13 protein-coding genes are annotated in these 19,912 nt (G+C 54.4%); 6 read left to right on the top strand and 7 right to left on the bottom strand.

Going from position 1 to position 19,912, the window contains the following annotated elements; all coding sequences use genetic code 11:
* Positions 1 to 25: 25 nt before the first annotated feature.
* Positions 26 to 2,470: a sugar-binding domain-containing protein gene (locus tag QEH53_RS20805; protein WP_309025153.1), complete on the top strand. Its 2,445-nt coding sequence runs from the start codon at positions 26 to 28 to the stop codon at positions 2,468 to 2,470.
* Between the two features lie 100 nt (positions 2,471 to 2,570).
* Positions 2,571 to 3,935: a family 43 glycosylhydrolase gene (locus QEH53_RS20800; RefSeq protein ID WP_309025152.1), complete on the top strand. Its 1,365-nt coding sequence runs from the start codon at positions 2,571 to 2,573 to the stop codon at positions 3,933 to 3,935.
* Positions 3,936 to 4,001: 66 nt separating this feature from the next.
* On the opposite strand, the gene QEH53_RS20795 is transcribed toward QEH53_RS20800, so the two are convergent.
* The 3 genes from QEH53_RS20795 to QEH53_RS20785 all read right to left on the bottom strand — a co-directional run bounded on the left by QEH53_RS20795 (position 4,002) and on the right by QEH53_RS20785 (position 7,488).
* Positions 4,002 to 5,528 carry an alpha-L-fucosidase gene (locus QEH53_RS20795; protein WP_309025151.1) on the bottom strand — a complete coding sequence of 509 codons (1,527 nt, stop codon included), beginning with the start codon at positions 5,526 to 5,528 and terminating at the stop codon, positions 4,002 to 4,004.
* A gap of 181 nt (positions 5,529 to 5,709) precedes the next feature.
* Entirely contained in the window at positions 5,710 to 6,768 is a 1,059-nt protein-coding gene (locus tag QEH53_RS20790) for a glycoside hydrolase family 43 protein (RefSeq protein WP_309025150.1), read from the bottom strand.
* Between the two features lie 45 nt (positions 6,769 to 6,813).
* Complete coding sequence (locus QEH53_RS20785) at positions 6,814 to 7,488, bottom strand: response regulator transcription factor (protein WP_309025149.1); 675 nt, start codon at positions 7,486 to 7,488, stop codon at positions 6,814 to 6,816.
* A gap of 212 nt (positions 7,489 to 7,700) precedes the next feature.
* Between QEH53_RS20785 and QEH53_RS20780 the strand changes: the two genes are divergently transcribed.
* The gene (locus QEH53_RS20780) at positions 7,701 to 9,863 is read left to right on the top strand and encodes a sensor histidine kinase (RefSeq protein ID WP_309025148.1); all 2,163 of its coding nucleotides are present in this window, start codon (positions 7,701 to 7,703) and stop codon (positions 9,861 to 9,863) included.
* An 18-nt stretch (positions 9,864 to 9,881) separates the two neighbouring features.
* Positions 9,882 to 10,526, top strand: a complete 645-nt coding sequence (locus tag QEH53_RS20775) for a response regulator transcription factor (protein ID WP_309025147.1) — start codon at positions 9,882 to 9,884, stop codon at positions 10,524 to 10,526.
* Positions 10,527 to 10,758: 232 nt separating this feature from the next.
* Here QEH53_RS20775 and QEH53_RS20770 read toward each other — a convergent pair whose 3' ends face one another.
* A complete protein-coding gene (locus QEH53_RS20770; RefSeq protein WP_309025146.1) occupies positions 10,759 to 14,487 on the bottom strand; it encodes a TonB-dependent receptor plug domain-containing protein in 3,729 nt (1,242 codons plus the stop codon).
* Positions 14,488 to 15,233: 746 nt separating this feature from the next.
* Between QEH53_RS20770 and QEH53_RS20765 the strand changes: the two genes are divergently transcribed.
* Positions 15,234 to 16,334, top strand: coding sequence for a sensor histidine kinase (locus tag QEH53_RS20765; RefSeq protein ID WP_309025145.1), 1,101 nt, complete (start codon positions 15,234 to 15,236; stop codon positions 16,332 to 16,334).
* Positions 16,331 to 17,008 (top strand): response regulator transcription factor, encoded by a 678-nt coding sequence (locus QEH53_RS20760; protein WP_309025144.1) that lies wholly within the window; start codon positions 16,331 to 16,333, stop codon positions 17,006 to 17,008. The genes QEH53_RS20765 and QEH53_RS20760 overlap by 4 nt, the downstream gene beginning before the upstream one ends.
* Before the next feature lie 99 nt (positions 17,009 to 17,107).
* On the opposite strand, the gene QEH53_RS20755 is transcribed toward QEH53_RS20760, so the two are convergent.
* From QEH53_RS20755 to QEH53_RS20745, 3 genes are all read right to left on the bottom strand, one after another.
* Complete coding sequence (locus QEH53_RS20755) at positions 17,108 to 17,347, bottom strand: hypothetical protein (protein ID WP_309025143.1); 240 nt, start codon at positions 17,345 to 17,347, stop codon at positions 17,108 to 17,110.
* An 11-nt stretch (positions 17,348 to 17,358) separates the two neighbouring features.
* Positions 17,359 to 18,981, bottom strand: a complete 1,623-nt coding sequence (gene groL, locus QEH53_RS20750) for a chaperonin GroEL (RefSeq protein ID WP_309025142.1) — start codon at positions 18,979 to 18,981, stop codon at positions 17,359 to 17,361.
* A gap of 123 nt (positions 18,982 to 19,104) precedes the next feature.
* Entirely contained in the window at positions 19,105 to 19,317 is a 213-nt protein-coding gene (locus QEH53_RS20745; protein WP_309025141.1) for a DNA-directed RNA polymerase subunit omega, read from the bottom strand.
* Positions 19,318 to 19,912: the final 595 nt, after the last annotated feature.

Genomic DNA, 19,912 nt, shown 5'->3' with positions numbered 1-19,912 from the left:
CGATAACTCATTAGCCCCAAACGAAATGGCGTCTAAAAACCTCGCTCTCGCCCTAGCCTGCCTCACCTTCAATGCTTCAGTCTTTGCCCAAGGCTTCGGCGACTCGCAGCAGGTGGAAGAATGGAAATTCAACCTCAGCGACGAGATCACCGTTGAAACACTGGACACGAGAGATTCCAGTTGGCGAGACGTCATCGTTCCCCACGATTGGAGCGTCGAGTATCCAGCCAGCCCCGACAAAGCGAGCGCGACCGGTTATCTTCCTGGTGGTATCGGTTGGTACACGACAGAGCTCGAGATCCCTGTCCAAAACGAAGGCAAACGCTTCTACCTCTACTTCGAAGGCGTGTACAATCGCAGCGAGGTTTTCGTAAACGGAGCATCCGTAGGATATCGCCCGAACGGATACGTATCTTTCATGTACGACGTCACACAGCACGTTAATGCGGGAGAGAGCAATCAAGTCACCGTTCGCGTAGACCACAGTCTCTCCGCAGACTCGCGCTGGTATACCGGGTCCGGGATCTATCGGCCTGTGCATCTTGTCACCGCCAACCAAATACACTTGGACCTCTGGGGGGTACACTACTGGGCAGAAATGGAAAAAAGCGGAGATGCTGCTCTGTTCGTCGACACCCAGATCCGTAACCACGCCGCCCAATTCTCGAACGCGTCCAAAAATACGACGCTCACCCTAGTTCACAAATTGAAAGACGCATCCGGCGCCCTCGTCGACAGCGTATCCGTGGACCTAGCGACACAAAACCAAAGTACGCTGAAGGAGCGTCTGCAATTCGCAGTCAAGGCCCCACTGCTCTGGAGCCCCAAAAGCCCGACACTCTATGAACTTGAGACCACGCTTTTCGAAGGGGAAGAAGCCATAGACTCCACCTCCACCCGCGTGGGCTTCCGCTCCCTCACCTTCGATCCGAACAAGGGTTTCGCTTTGAACGGGGAATGGATGAAGATCAAGGGTGTTTGCCTACATCACGACGCAGGCATACTAGGCGCTGCCGTTCCTAAGATCGTTTGGCGCGAACGCCTCAAGACCCTCAAGGAAATCGGAGTGAACGGCATCCGCATGAGCCACAATCCGCAAGCGACCGACTTGTATGATCTTTGCGATGAGATGGGCTTTCTCGTGATGGATGAGCCTTTCGACGAATGGGAGTACCCGAAAAAGAAATGGATCGAAGGTTGGAATAAGGGTGAACCCGGCTTCCAAGGAGCCTCTGACTTTTTTCACGAATGGGGAGAGCGGGACCTTGAATCTGTGGTCAAACGCGACCGTAACCACCCTTCCGTCATCATGTGGAGTATTGGCAACGAAGTCGACTACCCGAACGATCCTTACAGCCATCCCGTTTTGGACGAAGAAGGCATCGATCAGCAACACACCTCCGGCTACAAGAAAGACCAGCCGCCAGCCGAGCGATTGGGAGCCATCGCCCATCGCCTAGCCGCCGTTGTTCGTGAACACGATACCTCCCGCCCCGTCACGGCCGCCCTCGCTGGCCCTGTCATGTCTAACGAAACGGCTTATCCCGACGCGTTAGATGTAGTTGGATACAACTACACTGAGATACGCTACGAACAAGATCACAAAACCTATCCGAAACGCGTTCTCTACGGCAGCGAGACAAGGCACGGGCTTCCCGAATGGAAAGCCGTTACGGACAACGATTATATTTTCGGCCAATTCATCTGGACCGGCTTCGACTACCTCGGGGAAGCAGGAGCTTGGCCTTCACGTGGCTTCACCTCCGGCATGGTGGATCTAGCCAATAAGATCAAACCACGCGGCTACTTCCGCAAAGCGCTCTGGTCGAACGAGCCCGTCGCTTATCTCGGAACGTATCTGCATCGTGAAGACAGACCGGCTTGGCGCACGGTCTACGGGACTCAGTCGTGGAACTACGAGGACGGCCAGCAGGTGACCGTCGTTTGCTACACAAATGGGGACACCGCGGAGCTTCGTTTGAACGGAAAGAAAGTCGGGGAGCGCAAAAACTACAATCCCGAAACCGGAGTCATCGAATGGGATCTTGCTTACCAGCCCGGAGAACTCGAAGTCATCGCCTACCGAAACGGCATGCGCATCGCGACCGATGCGATCTGGACGGACGGCGAAGCGAGCACCTTGCAAGCCGAACCTGTGGCAATGAAGTTGGATTCCAAATACGATATCGTACCCATCAACGTAAGCGTGACCGATTCTAAAAACCGCTTGGTCTACGGGTCGGAGCATCAAATCACCTGTACCGTGCACGGTCCAGGCGATTTGATCGGCCTTGAAAATGCCTCCCGCGACGCATCCGAAAACCATCGCGACAACATAGCACCTCCGGACCAAGGTAAACTCGTCGCCTACATCCGCGCCACCGCTGACTCCGGGGAGATCAAAGTCGAGTTTTCCGCTGAAGGACTCGAGACCGCAGTCGTAACCCTACCGATTAACTCGAGCCACTAGGACTGTAAGAAGACTTTTGTTTCCACTCTGGTTTCCAAGGGCCTACCTCCGATAGGAACACAATTCGACGTTTCGATCATTACCCCAATCTCTACTGCCCATGAAATCACTCCTTGCTTTCGCCGCTTGTTGCATGACCGTTTTCAGCTTTGGAAACGTCCCCGGAGAGGAACCGCACAATGCCAACCCTATTATCCCCGGCTACTACGCAGACCCGTCCATCGTTTCGTATGAAGGAAAGCACTACATCTACGCCACCATCGACCCTTGGGGCGGCGAACAGCTGTCCTGCTGGGAGTCGAGCGACTTCAAAAACTGGACGCTTAACCTTCTAAACTGGCCGACCAAGACCGCCTGCACAAGCCCGACCTCCATGGGAGCCATGGTCTGGGCACCGTCCGTCATAGAGGGAACCGACGGAATGTTCTACATGCATGTTTCCGTGGGGAGCGAAATATGGGTAGGCGTAGCCGAACATCCATTGGGGCCTTGGGAGAATCCGTTGGGTGACCAGCCCATGATTTCTGCGGACTTCGAACGGGAATATCACATGATCGATGCCCAAGCTTTTATCGACGACGACGGCAGCGCCTACTTGTACTGGGGTTCCGGATGGAATTGGGTGAACGGAAGGTGCTACGCCGCTAAACTTGCTCCAGATATGGCTAGCTTCGACGGCGAGGTCAAAGACCTCACCCCAACTCACTACTTCGAGGCTCCTGTCATGCTTAAAAAAGATGAGCGATACTACCTTATGTATTCAGATGGTAAAACCACCATCGACACCTACCAGGTCCACTACGCCATCGGCGCCTCACCTCTAGGACCATTTGCGGAAGCGAGCAACAGCCCAATCCTTGTGACCGACCACTCGAAAAACGTATCCTCACCGGGCCACCACACTGTATTCGAAGAAGGAGGACAGCATTACATTCTCTACCATCGACACAACGTCCCTTTCGAGCCCGTGCATCGCCAGATCTGCGTGGACGAACTCAACTTCACAGGCGATGGATTGATTGACTCCGTTTCTCCCACCCACGAGGGACCAGCTCTCGTAGCGGGTAGGCTGGAGAACCGCAGTCCCTTTTCCTCGACCGTTTCCGCATCAAGCTCCCTAAACAATCATACTGCTCCCGAGCACGCCACCGACAACAACTACGCCACCCGATGGGAAGCCGCTATCGGCGATACACAGCCTACGATTCAACAATCATTCGATTCCGTAGTGACTGTTACTAGACAAGAGATACTACCCGAATTCGGTTGGAAGGATCAGTTCTTCATCCTCGAACATTCACGAGACGGCGGGACTTGGTCCACTCTAGTAGACTTCAGTAGTTCACCAGCAAATGGATCGCCCATCGTCATCGAGGAAGCGGTAGACTGCCGATACCTCCGTATCCGATATACTCTTACAGGCAAGGAAAACGAGCCAGCACTCCTAGAGTGGCTCGTTTTCTAGACGACCCTCTACCCCAAATTCGCTCACCCATTAACGAAGGTCGCAGAAGTACATTCAACGGCAGTCTCAGTCGGCGACCACAATCTTAAACACTACAGCCGTGTCGTCGGTCTTTTCCCATACTGAAGCGAGATGAAGCCCATCTTCTTCTAAGGTCCAAGTAACAGATTCGTCAGAAGCAACCAATGATACCGAATCGATAGAGATATCCTCAGGTAGATTCGCTTCGGAGAAGGCTTCCAATGTAATGGTTTCATTTTCTGGGCGGCCGAGCGTAGTCGCGTATATGATGTTACCTTTCGTCGCGTATCGTGTATCCAAATGTGAATACTTTACTTTTGCAAACTCTTGATGGTTCTCGAAACTTCCCTCTGGTTGAACCGTAGGGCCTTCGCCGAAGGTGTACCAAGGACGGGTTCCGTATACTGACTCGCCGTATTGTCTTAGCCAACCGCCTAGGGTCTCCAGCCTTTGCCGTTGATCTTCAGGTATGGTCCCATCGGCCTTCGGCGAGACGTTAAGAAGCAGTACGCCATTCTTGCTAACGATATCGACAAGGATGTGCAGAACGTCTGCAGCGGGCTTAAGCGTGAGACCTTCCGTATAACACCAACTGCCATTACTCAAGGTCTCATCAGTCATCCAAGGCTCCGGATCGAGCTCGTTTTTGCGCGACTTCTCCAAATCGTCGACGGAGAAGGACAACGGCAAATCGTCTTGCTTGCGGACAATAACTACTTCTTGGTCCCGCTCGGCCGCTCGGTTTAGCACGTAGGCAGCCATTCGCTCACGGTAGCTTTCAGGGATGGAATCGAGCCAACTGTCGAACCACACGATATCGGGCTGGTACTTATCGACAACCTCCTTGACCTTCCCGAGCCAGACTTCCTCCAGCCATTGATCCTCCGGAATGTTCCCGTATAGGTAATTGAGTTCTGATTCGTCCTTGGAATTCGGATACTCCGAATGTAATGGGTAATGACTATCGAAAAAACCTGTCCACTGATTCTCCTTCAGCTTGGCCCACTCGGTTTCCGCAGTGTCGGCATAACGTTGAAGATTGCGAGCGTGGTGGAAGGTCGTGATGAACTTTAGACCCGCTTCCCTGGCAGCTACAGCCAATTCGCCAGTCACATCGCGCTCGGGTCCCTTGTCCGCGGCGTTCCATGGAGTGATCTCGCTATCCCACATGGCAAACCCATCGTGGTGCTCGGCGACCGGTCCGACAAAGCGGGCTCCGGCTTCTTGGAAGAGATTGACCCACTCCTCTGGATCGAATTTTTCTGCGGTAAACTGAGGCACGAAGTCATGGTATCCAAACTCGGAGGGCGGCCCATAGACTCCCTGGTGATGCTCGTAGGACGCCGTTCCAGGAACGTGCATCAGACGCGGATACCATTCGGATTGGTACGCAGGTACCGAATACACTCCCCAATGAAAATAGATGCCAAGTTTCGCGTCGCGAAACCACTGCGGAGCGGCTTCGTGCTTACCGATTGATTCCCAGTTAGCTTCGTACGGACCGTCGCCATCGCTTGATTCGGCGAAAACGGGGAGGGTGGCGAGCGATAGAATGAGCGATAGTTTAGTCATGGGTTTAGTTTTCTGTATTCAATCGATGACTCCAGTTCAACAAGCAGAACCTGGAAATGGGGAATTCTTAACAATACTCGGAGCAACCTGAGGTTTTTCTGGCTGTCTTTTGCTGAATGAGGACGAAACCTTCAGAATATTGAATAGGCTATCCGTTTGAATTACCTCCGCGATCAAGTCTCTACTCGCTCAACCCGAGTACCGTCTGCAAGTCATCGTATTCTGGATCGCCGTCGAGGTCGGTGCGTTGCCGAAGAATTTCCAAGTGGTCTCCACCGTCCGCCATATCGAAGAGCTTTCCGCGAGCATTTCGAAACGGACGATGCAGCACCATCATGAAATCTCCGTCAAAGGTATGGAACAACATACCGTGTCCCGAATCCCGTTTCACCAGCGGGTCAAGCTGCACCCAAGGCCCCAACAAGGTACCGGACTCGGAGCGGGCAATTGTCTGCACGTAAGATCCCGATTCGTAGCTCGACCAAAGCATCAGGAGCACGTCTGTCTTGCTACGATAAAACTGGGGGCCATCGGTCACGTAAGACAGTCCAGCATCGGACACTTCGATCGACTGGTTGAGCCATGGAGCGTCCGAAGCTTTGAATATGTGAACAGGTTCACCCACCGCTCGCGCCAAGTCAGGTGACAGCTTCACCGCTTCGATGGTACCGTCAATTCGCTGCAACCACTCGTGGGCGTACACCATCCACGGTTGATTCTCTTGATCGATATAGAGGGTGCCGTCGAGCGTCATAAGCTCTCGCGGCACAACAGGGCCATCTTTGTTGAGCATTTCGAACGGACCGTCCGGCGAATCAGAAACCGCCGAAATCGTTCCTCGCACGTAAGTATCGCGCCACGCATCCGGCGGGCGCTTGAGAAACGCATCGCTGTCGTGCAGGGTTACGAAAAGATAGAACTTTCCCTGATACTCATGCACCTCGGGCGCCCAATTGCCCTCTTGAGCAAACGAATCTTCCAGCACCGTAAAAACCACCTTCGGCTGCGACCAGTTTTTCAAATCCTTCGATGTGTACGCCATGGTACCGAGGTCGCTCACTCCGGTTAATCGCGAAACGTTCCGGGTGTAGAGGTAGTAGGTTTTTGTCGGTTCGTGAGCGACAATGAAGGGATCGTGCAGCGGCATGTCCGGCATCCGCAACATCGGCTCATCTGCCGCTTGCACAAAACCTGCCCCCATCAACCAAATGCCAAAAACTAACTGTATCCATTTTTTCATAACGTTGATAATCCTACAGTCCTACAGAAGGTTTCGCCACGATACTCAATCCAAGTGAACGATACCGTGACGGATGGCCGCGATCGCCGCCTCCGTCCGGTCTCGCACTCCCAGTTTCATGAACAAAGTCTTCAGGTGCGATTTCACGGTTTCTTCAGATATGCAGAGTCCTCTCGCGACCTCTTTGTTGCTTCGACCTTTGACCAAGGATTCGAGAACCTGCTTTTCACGTTCCGTTAGCTGCTTCCTTTCAGCCCGTTCTTCAAGCCGCACCGCTACTTGACGCGGCAAGATCTCGTCGCCCTCGAATACGCTTCGAATTGTGGCAGCGATATCCTCCACCGACATATCTTTGAGAAGATACGACTTCGCCCCTGACTGGATCGCCCGGTGTATATCCTCGTCCCAGTCATAGGTCGAAAGCACGATGATCCTAGCATCGGGAAACTTGCGACAAATCGAAAGGATCGCTTCGACTCCACCCATGCCATGCATGCGTAGGTCCATCAAAACCACGTCTGGCTGCACGTCCTCATAGACTTCGATCGCTTCCTCTCCCTCTGAAGCTTCCGCGACCACCTCCATAAGGGGTTGGCTATTGACCAACGCGGTAATACCCATCCGCATCGAAGGATGGTCATCCACCACAAGGATGCGGATATTCGCATCTTTCGACGGTTCTACAGGCTCCAGCGTAGTCCTATCTGTTTCTGAACTCATGTTGTTTTAGGGCTGCGAAATGGTTAGTGCCCAAATCGCCAAATCCCATAGTACCAAAAACGCTGGGCCCTACGCTTCCCCCGTTTAGGGGAAATAAAGGAGACACCATTCCGACTGTCATTTTTTTAACGGGCTAATCAGCTTGATCCTGATACCGCATCGCGAAATTGTTGCACAAAACGTATCCCCTCAGCCCTATTCCACGCTACCCCTTGAGCTTCGTTCTTCATACGCTCCCGTGCATTCGTTACGCTCGACGACGCCTTTCATCGATTGGCAGAGCGACCCCTTTCGCATTAGCATGCTATCTCACCTCGCTCGGAGCGGTTGGCTCAGCCCTGCTTGGCGAACAGCGCGTTCTCACCACCGCTGCGGAGATCCGCGCGCTAACACCCGAGGAAGCCGCCCAAGAGATCCCCATTCGCCTCACTGGCTGCTTCATGACGCGCGAGCTCTATTCGTTCGCGATCATCGACGAAACTGACGGCATCTTCCTCTTCACCGACCCACCCATTCCTACGCCCTTTCAGCCGGGCGATCTCGTCGAGGTAGAAGGCTTTACGAACCCTGGCAACTACGCGCCTTGCGCTACTGCAACATCCGTTCGCCGTATCGGAAAAACGGATATACCAGTTCCTATTTCCACTACCATCGCTGAGCTCTATTCTGGGCAGTGGGACGCCGAGTGGGTGGAAATCACGGGGGTTGTCCGCAGCCTCGAGTTCCTGCCAGACCCAATCCCACAACATCCCTACGAAGGGTTTGACTCGTCTATCCCGACCGACCCGCATCCCTACACGCTCATGAAGCTCGCAGACGGATACGCCGAGATCGCCGTCGAGCTACAGGAAATCCTAGACCCCGACCTCTATCTCGACGCCAAGATACGGCTGCGAGGGCTGAACTTCTACCTGCACAACGACAAGCGGCAGGCCGTCCGTCCCATTCTTCACAGCACGGATGGAATCCTACCCGAAATCATCCGGCCTCCCCTGAGCCAGAAATTTGATAGCCCACACAAGCCCGTATCCAGCCTCTTTACCTTCGATCACACCGGCGGCCATCCAGGGCACCGAGTGCATGTCAAAGGGGTCGTCACCCATCACCGGGCCGGCCAGGTTCTCTGGATCCGAGACGAAACCCATAGCTTGGAGATTCACACGACCCAAGCGGACGATCTACAGCCCGGCGACGTCGTCGACGTTCTTGGATATCCCGAACCGGGAACCTACAGCCCCATCCTACAAGACGCAGTCTTCCGTAAATCGAGCCAGCATACCCTGCCCGCTCCCATCGAGATCTCAGACATTGCCATGATCACTCGTCATGACTCTGACCTCGTACAAATCGAAGCGACCCTAGTCGAATACCAGCGCTACCCTGAAAGCGTCGAGCTTACCTTAAACGGGCTGGGTACCACCGTCAGCGCCTCGCTCCTCACGGGTCCGGACCAAGCAGCCCTGAGCGACTGGGAACCGGGGAGCGTCGTCAAAGTCTCTGGAATCGCGGCGGTTGGCAGAGGGGAAACCATTCCGAGAAACGGACTCTGGAGTCCGGAATCGCTGCACATATTGCTCCGCTCCCCGTTGGACCTCACAGTCATTACTCCCGCTTCTTGGTGGACCCCAAAACGCGTCGCCTACGCGCTGGCTGCGGTGCTCCTCCTCGCGGTCATCGTGATCGCAGCTGTCATTCTCCAGTCGCGCCGACGCCTGCACGAGCAACAGCAACAACGGGCCATGGCCGAGTCCGAATTTTCTGCAATCCTGAAGGAACGCAATCGGGTGGCCCGCGAAATACACGATACCCTAGCCCAAAACATCGGAGCCATTTCCGTACAGTTGGAAATGGTGCGCACCGACTCCCACACTTTCGGCGAGACCACCCAACGCCACATTCAAACCGCACACAAGCTCGCCCGCACCGCCCTCGCCGACGCACGCGATTCCATCTGGGACATGCGTTCCCAAGTTCTCGAAAAATACGATCTCGCCGACGCTTTGGAGCGAATCTCCCACCAGTTGACCGACGATACGGACACACAGATAAAAGTAGATGTAGCGGGTAAACGGAGACGGCTTCCCCCCGTTGTCGAAAACAACCTGCTACGCATCGGACAAGAAGCGGTGACCAACGCCTGCAAGCATGCAAACGCAAAACGGATACAGGTCCAAATTTCCTACCAAAATCGAAGAGTCGAACTTGTAGTGACTGACGACGGCGTCGGGTTCGAGGTCGAAAAGATCTCGCCGGAAACGAAGAAAAGCTTCGGCCTCGTTGGCATTCGCGAACGCGTAGAGTTGCTCGGCGGAGAGGTTAAAATCCAAAGCGCGCCTGGCAAGGGCACCACGGTCAATGTAAGCGTAAGCGATTAAGTTTTCCGATCTACACCTATGAGCGAAATGAAAGACATCCCAACGATCCGCGTCATGATCGCAGACGACCATCCGCCAATGCGGATGGGCCTAATGGCCCTGATCAACAGCCAACCGGGGATGACTATCATAGCGGAAGCAGCAGATGGCGAAGAAGCGATAGAGGTCTACGATGACGTGTTGCCTGACGTAGTCCTTATGGACCTACGGATGCCCGGCATGGGAGGAGCCGAAGCCATCCTTGCCATCCGAAAGCGCCACCCTGAAGCTAAGGTTGTCGTGATCTCTACCTACGATTGGGACGAAGATATCCATCGAGCCCTGCAGTCCGGAGCCTCTTCTTATATCTTGAAAGATATGCCAATCGAAGACATCGCCGAAACCGTGAGAATGGTGTTCGAAGGGGACAACGCCTTGCCGGCTTCCGTGGCGAAACGACTGGCCGAACACTCGGAGCGAGAACAGATCACCGAGCGGGAACGGGAGGTACTGGAAGCCCTCGTAAAGGGGCGCAGCAACAAGGAAATCGCTTCCAGCCTCTCCATTTCAGACGAGACCGTAAAGTCCCACCTAAAAACATTGTTCCAAAAGCTGAGGGTGCGCGACCGCACCGAGGCCGCTATCGCCTCTATTCGCCATGGCATCGTGCATCTGGACGAATAGCTTCATTGTAGGGTTATCATAACTACAGATTCGTTGGGCGTAGCTCCTCTTTCGCTCCTCCACTGCGGACGACGTGGAAGTCGTCCCTCCATGGCTCTCACATCAGGAGGGACCGGTTCCACCCGGTCCGCCATGCAGGAGCAGACTTTTCCGAAGGGTCATGGCCAAAAAAAAAGCCTCCCCAGAGGGGAGGCCTAGAAGCTATCCGCAAATAGATTGCGAGGGGTGACAACTAGAAACTAAACGTATTCGAGAGCGTCCATGTAGTCTTCGCGGGGATACGCGCCTGGGCGATCGTTCCGTCTGGATTCGCGAGAATCGGAATCAACTCGTCGTCCGCGAAGAGATTACGCACGTTGAGCTGGACGCGGTAGTCGATCTTGTCGTTGATCGGGCGTTGGTAACCGACCCATGCGTCAAAGTTCTCCTCCGCTGGTCCGTAGATAGGACGGTCGACGTCGGTCACCCAAATTCCAGCCGCCTCGTTATATTCAGGATAGTAGCCGACAGCAGACTTGTCTTGCCAGCGAACAGCGCCACCCACGTTAAAGCCCTTGAAGAGACCGTCATCGGCGAACTGGTAGTTAGTGATGAAATTGAAACGCCACTTGCGTAGCTCGTTCACGCCCTGCCCTTCACCTGCGATGAAGTTGTGGTAGGGGGCGTAGACAGCATTCATGATTCGGCCGCCCGTGGTCTCGCCGTAGCTGGAGTAACCTTCTTCACCATACCAGTGCCGAACGTCGGCGTAACCGTCGATGGTCCAGTAGTTCAACCCATCAACCTCATCTTGCGTGTTGTTGAATCCGTCGAACCAGATGGGTGCCATCGTTTCCACAAACTCAGGCCAGTCTGGCAGGATGTTGGTGCGGGTCGCTTCATTCTTCGACGCGTTCATGGTAATCCGCCAGCGATCTGTCGGGTTGGCGGTGATCTCGAACTCTATGCCTTTGGAAACCAAGTCGTTGGTCAACTTTTGACCACCCGGAGCGGCTGATTCCCAAAGGTAGTAATCGTCGTCGATCTTACGGAAGTTCTTGAAGGCGACCCACTCTGGATCGAGCGGGCGGAACCACTCCGCATCAGTGCGAGCGTCAAACCAAGCCTGGCGGTACGCCTTTTCGTCATCGGTGAGCAGCGGGCCGAGGTACGGCAAACCCGAATCAGGATTGATATCGCCTTGGGCAACATAGTTCGCAGAGCCTGGCACCGCACCTTGGCGGATACGAAGTGGCTGATTGACGAGGGTCCCCAGCTGGGCCTCCCAGTCGGCTGGAATCGGCTGGTTCATCACGTCAGAGTCGTATTGTCCTTCTCCAAAGAACCACTTATTGACGAGCCACTCGGGGACGGGTTGGTGATTGCGCCCGACGGACGAGCCCCATGTCTCCATTGCGAGACCGTCGACATGTCGAATAATGCCCCCCGCAGCCCAGCCGATCATGCCGGGATCGCTGAGAGTGGTGTTCTGCTGGGTGGTCTCGTACCAAGTGGTGCGGAGTTCGATCTTGTTTTCGAAGAGCGACAAGCGGAAGCCGTAGTCTTCAGTCGTACCGGAAGGCGAGGCTAAGTCGTTGCCGTAGTTGTCGATCCCCACGTCTGCTGGACGGAAGCTGCTGGAGTCATTATAGAACACGCTGAGCTCGGTGCCCTTTGGCAGGTCAGAGCCGAACAAGTCGAGCAACTGGTTAATATGCACGACCACGCCCCAACTTTCGCGTGATGCCTTAGCGTAGATAGGATCCGTCCCTTCGTAGGTCCAGTCGGACGCAAACGGTAGCACGTAGTTGTAGGTTTCGTCTCGAGGAGGTCCAGCCTTGTCGAAACGCTGGTACTCGTCTTCGCGCCACCCAAAAAGCGGGATGATCGCATCGTTGAGCAAACGACCTTGCCACACGAATGCGAGCGACTCTGTGGTATCATAGCCTTGCCACGCTCCATTGTAGAGGGGCGTTTTGTTATCCTGGTAGGAGAGGATCTGCGACGTACCGGTAACCCATGCCCTGTTCTCTGGAGGAGATGCTGCATAGTCAAAGGTTAGCACGTTATTGCTAGATCCCGGGGTCTGGACCGCATTGAGCCCTTGGATCGCCGAATAAGGAACTGCGTCCATCGACGAATAACCGCTAAGGTCGTCCCCGATATAGCGGGCACTCCACGTACCTCCGTAACTCAAGCTGTTGTTATAGCGCTGGTTAAAAGTTTCAGCATCCCAAACGTGTGTATTAAAATTAGCTCCAAAGTTAGATTTCTCTTCGTCTGTATAGACAGCAGTAAAGGTCTGCTCGCCGAAGAGCTTACCGATGAAATCGTTGTTGAAGGCTTCCTCAGGTCGGAAACGATAGAAAGCCGTCGTACGGAAGGAACTGACGGTGTCCTTGGAGTCGTTCGCGCTGTTGCCACCCAAAACGAATGGGCGGCCGGCATCTGGATTATTGTACCCAGCACGGAGGTTGGCATTCACATCGATGGTCACCGAATTCGTATCGATATAGTTGGTGCGTCCGCTCTCGTAGGTCTCGTCGTAGTATCCCACATTGAAACCAAGGTCCCCGTCTAGATAGGTCTGGGAAAACCCGAGCTCGAGGGAATCGAAGTCGTTGTACTCGCTTTTATTCGGGCCTTGAATGCTCTGGTCAATCATCGCCAACGGTCCGGACAAAATGCCCTGAGTCGGCCACAGAGAGCCGAACCCCTCGAAAGATTGACCGGTTTCACTTTCGTACTGGTTGATTAGGGACGAAATAGCTGGGTTGTTGGCGTAGTAGGACACTTGGTCTTTGTCCGTGGACCAGTTTCTAGCCGCGACCCCACTCATGCCTCCCCAAGGACTGCCATCGCGTTGGCGGTAAGCATCCAACTGGCCGTTACCCACCGCACTTGAATTAGGATCTTGGTAGATCGTAGCTGGCCAGCCATTCCACCAGGAACCCGCAGGGGCTCCCGTGAAAAAGGTCGTTAGGTCGTCGCGCCGGGCATACGGGTCCGCGGGGTCGCCCGTCGGGACTTGTGGAACCCCATTGCCTCCGATCGGTGTGTGCGTCAAGAGCTGCTCAGCTCTCCACCAGTTCGACGCATAGTCGGCTGCCGTTGTAGAAACAGGGCGGTTGGCGTCGATTTCTCCAAACTCTGCTCTCACATCGAACTGCGTAAAGATCCCGTCCGCCATCTTTGGCTGCCAACGCAGGGCACCATAATAACGACGATCTTCATTGAAGGTGTGATCCTGACGGAACTTGGACTCGTCGTTCATGGCAATGAAACGAACTGCCAGAATGTCTTCAACAAGCGGCTGGCTCACGTCGAGCACTTGCCGATGCGATCCATAGCTATCGAATCCGATCTCTAACGCGCCGCCGGCTTCGTTCATATACGGATCCTTCAGAGCTCCGTTGATAATCCCTGCCGGGCTGCCGAGTCCGTATAGAATCGAGTTCGATCCGCGCTGGATATCTACACGCGAGGTATTATATGAATTGGTTGGAATGTTCGACGTGAAGTAATTGCGCGTGATGTCAGCCTGATTAAGGCCCCGCAAACGAGTACCGCGTTGGGGATTGACAAGCATCTCATTACGGTATCCGCCATCGTCAGCGTTGGTACCGTAAAAGTTGCCGCCGATGCCACCCACTTCGGAATTGGTGGTATATACAAGTATGTCCTGAAGATCGGTCGACGCCGTGTCCTCCAAAAACTCTTCGGTGACGACCGAGATCGCCGAAGCAACATCCTTGAGTTGCGTTTTCAAACGAGAGCCAGCCAGCGAAGAAGTCGCTCGGTACCCCTCGTTTTCCTCACCACTAATTTCAAAAGGAGAGAGTATAAAGACATCTTCGTCTTCCTGGTCAGCCTCCTGAGCCGCGAGCGGAATCGAAGACAGCGTAGCCATACAAGTGATCGAAAAGAGCTTCGACCACGACGCCTGACGCGCAGACGGGATTAGGGTAGGGTATCTATTCATAGCTTAAGTTCAAAAGAGATTCTGGGATCTCGTTGGGTAGGGTTAGCTTTACAGAGAAACACTTCGAGGGCGCCCAATGGAAATCGACTATAACGACTCCCCAGACAGGGAATATAGTTCGTCCGCATGACAGAGGGGGATCTCTCGGAGTCTTGGAGTATACAAAAAGAAGGCCGAAATGGGACGCTGTACAGACGTCCCCACAACCTTCTGGTAGGCACCGCCAAACATACTCAAATATACCATTCGCAACAATCCCCCAATCGGGGGAAAGTATCAGGGGTGAACTCGATATCCATCAATTCCATTAATATCGCCCTTCTCTAACGGCTGCGATCTTCTGGCAGAAGCACTCTTAAGTGTTATCCCTAAGTTTATAAAATCGACAGCGCGAACCACAAATTGTATTCACAATCACACCACAAAATGCCGATTCCACATTTTAAAAACAGCAAATCGGTTTGTGCGTTTTTACGTTAATAGATTCGACCGTTACTGCGCACGATCCGTCTTATGTCCGCGGGGCCTTTAAGCCGAGAATTCGCGCTGGTTTTCCAAATTAGCATCCGCCTGCCTGGAGGCTATTGGTCCGTATATTCTGAGCGCAAGGCCACGTAATTGGTGGGTCTACACCCCAGCGCCAAAAGCTCGCTAAGCTGTGGGCATCGCACTATTAGAGAAGAGTGCATGTCCGCAACGCCCACCGAAACCCTCCAATACCTTACCTGCCTTGCAGTCTACGCTAGATGAAAGGGAAAGCAGAAATCATCGACGAATCCTTCGTACGCGACTACCGGAGCGGACTGAACGAGTGCCTTTGCGCCTCGCGATCAATCAAAACCTTGACCCAATCCGCCAAAGCTCTCGGCATTCGGGCCGCGGAAGAGAGACTGCCAGGTCACAAACTGGTTTCCCTGCATTTTTCCGAGCTAGAGAAGCATTCGCTTGTTCTGCCCCGATCCTCCGGATCCTCCGAGCAGCATGGCAATGCAGCTCGCGGGCTTAAGCGAGCGAACCGTTTCCTCTCCACCGTTCTAGCCTCGCTGGATAAGGCGACCCGCCAAGAGATCAAGTTGCTTCGTTCCGAATTGCGAGGAGCTCAAAGCCAATCGAAAAGCGAAACCGTCCGCTATCAAAATTTGCTTGAAAAAGCCGAAAGAGACCAGGAACGGGCAAGGCTTATCACCCATCAATTCCTACTCGCCCAAGAAGCGGAGCGGAAGGAAATCAGCCGCGAGCTCCACGATCAGGTCGCTCAGATTCTCGCTGGAATCAACGTCCGGCTCTCCGCCCTCAAAAAAGCCTCCAGCGTCGATCAGGAAAACCTCGAGACGCACATCACCAAGACCCAGATTCTCGTGGAGCAATCCGTCAAACTCGTTCACAGCTACGCACGCAAACTGCGGCCCGCCATGCTGGACGATCTCGGCCTCCTTCCCTCCCTGCGCACATTGATAAAAGACTTCGCCGAAACGGAAGTCCTGAACATCAAACTTGAAGCCTCCCCGAACGTCGAAACCCTCGACAACCGCAGCCGCACCGTGCTTTTCCGCGTGTCGCAAGAGGCTCTAACCAATGTCGTGCGCCACGCGAATGCGAAAAACGCCATCGTCCAAATCCGCAAGGCCGACGGCAAAGTCCACCTTGTCATCTCCGACGACGGTAAGTCATTCAACGTCAGTCGTATCCGCGATTCCATTACGAATAATCGACTCGGCCTGCTCGGAATGCGAGAGCGAGTGGAGATGCTGGGCGGATCCTTCACTATTCAGTCCAGCCCCGGAGAAGGCACCGCCATCGTCGCCGAAATTCCTCTGGCCCTCCAAGACGAAAGACAACCCCAATGAAACGCACTCGCGTTCTACTCGCAGAGGACCACGTCATTGTAAGAGAAGGCCTCCGCAACCTGCTCGATCTCGACGAAAGCTTCGAGGTAGTCGGAGAAGCTGCGGATGGAAAAAGCGCAGTCGCCCTAGCTAAACAACTGGACCCCGACGTCATCGTTATGGACATCGCCATGCCTGGGCTCAACGGCTTCGAAGCAACGCGTCAAATTCTCTCGGCCAAACCCTCAGCTAGGATCCTGGTGCTTTCCGCGCATGGTGACGATGAATACGTCGCCCACATGAACGAGATGGGTGCAGTCGGGTTTCTCATCAAGCAGAGCTCCGGCGAAGTCCTGATCCGCGCCATCAAGGAGATCGCAGCGGGACGTTCCTACTTCAGCCCAGCTATCCTGCAGCGCCTTAACAAGGCCGACCGCAAGGCCAGAGAGGACGGGATTCCTGCCCGGATGGCCAACCGTTCCCTCACCGCCCGCGAAGCGGAAGTGCTCCAGCTCGTCGCCGAAGGAGCAGCCAACAAGCAGGTAGCCGCCGTACTCGGCATCAGCATTAAGACCGTAGAAAAGCACCGACAAAAGCTGATGGACAAGCTCGACATCCACGACACCGCCGGACTCACGCGCTACGCCATCGCTAACGGCGTAATCGAAAACAGAATACAAGGAACCATCCGCTAGTTAGAGGACGAATTCGAGTTCCACGTCTCCGATAACGCCCGCGTCAAACAGGAGAGCGACTAGCGATAACGTGAAAGAGCTATCTAATATTGCTCCGTGTCAAACTCCGGCCCGGCTCGCCTTTTTTGAGAGTTTTATGGTACCGTCCAAGGCCGCGTTCTGCCTGTCGAGGCCGGACTCGCCCGTCACATCACGCTTCGCCTGCTCGTAGTCTGTCTGAGTGACGCAACTTGGCTTGCGCCCCGACAGACAAGCGAGTTCATGCGCACGTTCGTTCACTCTAGAGCGACTAACGTCGTCCGTTTCCCCGCCTTGGGCTGATGAGGTCTTCTGTTTCATAAATACTGTTCTCAGCTCAAGGCCCCTGCAGATACGTGTCGCTTGGCGGCACGTTCCGTTTCCTCGAAGTCCACGATCATGCATTCGGTGGTGAGTAAAAGCCCAGCAATCGAAGCCGCATTCTGCAACGCTACTCGCGTCACTTTAGTAGGATCAACCACCCCGCTAATCAATAGGTCCTCGTAGACACCCGTTGCTACATTGTATCCAATATTCCCTACAGTCCGCGCAACCTCCGCAGCTACGACAGCTCCTTCTACGCCCGCATTGTCGCACAACGCTTGAATGGGAGAAGATAGCGAACGGAGCACAATTTCGATTCCGAGCTGCTCGTCACCCGAAAAGGCGAGAGCCTCCACCGCCGCGCGACAACGAATCAGAGCCACTCCGCCGCCAGGCACGATCCCTTCCTCCACCGCTGCGCGCGTCGCATGCAAGGCATCCTCCACCCGCGCCTTCTTTTCCTTCATCTCAAACTCAGTAGCCGCTCCGACATGGACGACTGCCACCCCACCAGCCAACTTGGCCAAACGCTCCTGCAGCTTCTCCCGATCGTAATCGGAATGGGTCTCCTCGATCTGCCGACGGATCTGCTTGATCCGCGCTTCGACCGCCACCGCATGCTCACCGCCCGAGTAGATAATAGTGGAATCCTTATCGACCCGAATCCGCTTCGCCCGGCCCAAATCTTCTAGGGTTAATTTTTCCAAAGACAGCCCGAGGTCCTCCGATATAAAACGACCTCCGGTCAAGGTGGCGATATCCTGCAGGAATTCCTTTCTTCGATCTCCGTAGCCGGGGGCTCTGACAGCGCAGGTTTTCAAGCTGCCGCGTAAGCGGTTCACCACCAGAGTCGCCAATGCCTCCCCGGTGACATCTTCCGCGATCACCAAAAGCGGTTTGCCCGACTCCGATATCGATTGCAGCAGCGGCAGTATATCTTGCAGGCGCGACACCTTCTTTTCGTGAATCAACACATAGACGTCTTCCAGTTCCGTATCCATCGCTTCATTATTCGTCACGAAGTAGGAAGACAGATAGCCTCGATCAAACTGCATCCCCTCTACCACTTCGAGGGTGGTCTCGACCGATTTACCTTCTTCGATCGTGATGCTGCCGTCCTTACCGACTTGGTCCATAGCATCCGCGATAATCTCTCCGATCCCGTTTTCCCAATTTGCGGAAACGGTAGCGACCTGCCGAATCTCTTCCCCAGTACTCACAGGCTTCGAGATTCGAGCAAGCTCAAGAACGGCAGCTTCCACCGCCCGGTCGATACCGCGCTTGAGAAAGATCGGATTCGCCCCGGCCGCGATGTTCTTGATGCCTTCACGGTAAATCGATTCGGCCAGCACCGTTGCGGTCGTAGTGCCGTCACCAGCCAGATCGGCTGTATGGGATGCGGCTTCCTTGACCATCTGAGCGCCCATATTTTCGTAGGGATCGGAAAGCGTAATCTCCTTCGCCACTGTGACACCGTCCTTAGTCACAATGGGCGTTCCGAAAGAACGATCGATCACCACGCTACGCCCTTTCGGACCTAGGGTAACCTTTACCGAGCGAGTCAGCAGCTCAACGCCGCGTAGTATTTTGCGACGAGCTGCCTCGTCGAACATAAGTTGTTTCGATGCCATAATCTTAAATGTCTCCTAAATGCTATTCGGGGGTCGGCCTTTACGATCGATCCCCTCCTGACCATCCAAGCGGTCAGCTCTATTAAAAACTCAGAAATCCGAGTCGCTTATCCCCCAGACTCCTCAATACGGTTCCTTGCTGGAACTAAGCTCGTAGCTAATCTTTCCTTCGATGATTTCCCGAAGGGCGACATCCTCCAGAGCGAGCTTCTCCAAAGACTCAATCAATGGTTTGCTGCCGTGCCGCAATTGCTTCACGCGACGCGATACTACATTTACCAAAATATAAGGATCCCTGACGATGATCCGTGCGGCCTTGATTAAGTCATCTTTCATATCAAATAGAGTCCGCGAGACTCCAAGGACCGGTTTTTCGAAAAGGTACCTTGGAGCGCGACACTGCAACATACACTTATTTCATACTCCGATCCATGGGGTGTAACCCGCCTGCGGGCGATTTCGCCGATCAGCAAGCTCTCGCTCAACTGCGACCACTCACGCCGGTCTATTTCAAGCAGCAGCCATAAGGCACCAAATTGGGTAATCCATCTGTGCGGCACCCACCGACGGGACGAACAAAGACTCGCTTCGTCAAACCTCACGGCCGGTTCTCACCCTTCACGCTCCTCCAAACCCTGCGGATTTGGCGTCCCGAAGAATCGGAAATTCGAACTTTTTCAGCACAATCATCCATGTACCGATCGACTGCACGAAATCCTTCTTAGCCACTACGGGTCAGCTACTTAGCGTCCCCAAAAGCAAGAAACACCTGGCCCTCCTAAGAGCGCTGAGACGTGCCGAAAAATGGGCCGAGCGTCTGCGAATCGACCCAACCCTGACACAATCCGACATCGCGAAAGAGGAAGGAATCTGCCGCACCCGGGTCTCCCAACTGCTCCAACTGAAACGGCTTCCCGAGGACATCAGAAAA

It is taken from the genome of Pelagicoccus sp. SDUM812002 (assembly GCF_031127835.1).
In the GTDB taxonomy this organism is placed as follows: Bacteria; Verrucomicrobiota; Verrucomicrobiia; order Opitutales; family Opitutaceae; genus Pelagicoccus.
Note: the sequence above shows the minus strand (reverse complement) of the source record. Positions and strands in the feature narration are given on the sequence as shown.

Bases quoted from the DNA above. Each gene is read 5' to 3' on its own strand.
- QEH53_RS20805 (WP_309025153.1), top strand. From the start codon at position 26: ATGGCGTCTAAAAACCTCGCTCTCGCCCTAGCCTGCCTCACCTTCAAT.
- QEH53_RS20800 (WP_309025152.1), top strand. From the start codon at position 2,571: ATGAAATCACTCCTTGCTTTCGCCGCTTGTTGCATGACCGTTTTCAGC.
- QEH53_RS20795 (WP_309025151.1), bottom strand. From the start codon at position 5,528: ATGACTAAACTATCGCTCATTCTATCGCTCGCCACCCTCCCCGTTTTC.
- QEH53_RS20790 (WP_309025150.1), bottom strand. From the start codon at position 6,768: ATGAAAAAATGGATACAGTTAGTTTTTGGCATTTGGTTGATGGGGGCA.
- QEH53_RS20785 (WP_309025149.1), bottom strand. From the start codon at position 7,488: ATGAGTTCAGAAACAGATAGGACTACGCTGGAGCCTGTAGAACCGTCG.
- QEH53_RS20775 (WP_309025147.1), top strand. From the start codon at position 9,882: ATGAGCGAAATGAAAGACATCCCAACGATCCGCGTCATGATCGCAGAC.
- QEH53_RS20770 (WP_309025146.1), bottom strand. From the start codon at position 14,487: ATGAATAGATACCCTACCCTAATCCCGTCTGCGCGTCAGGCGTCGTGG.
- QEH53_RS20765 (WP_309025145.1), top strand. From the start codon at position 15,234: ATGAAAGGGAAAGCAGAAATCATCGACGAATCCTTCGTACGCGACTAC.
- QEH53_RS20760 (WP_309025144.1), top strand. From the start codon at position 16,331: ATGAAACGCACTCGCGTTCTACTCGCAGAGGACCACGTCATTGTAAGA.
- QEH53_RS20755 (WP_309025143.1), bottom strand. From the start codon at position 17,347: ATGAAACAGAAGACCTCATCAGCCCAAGGCGGGGAAACGGACGACGTT.
- groL (WP_309025142.1), bottom strand. From the start codon at position 18,981: ATGGCATCGAAACAACTTATGTTCGACGAGGCAGCTCGTCGCAAAATA.
- QEH53_RS20745 (WP_309025141.1), bottom strand. From the start codon at position 19,317: ATGAAAGATGACTTAATCAAGGCCGCACGGATCATCGTCAGGGATCCT.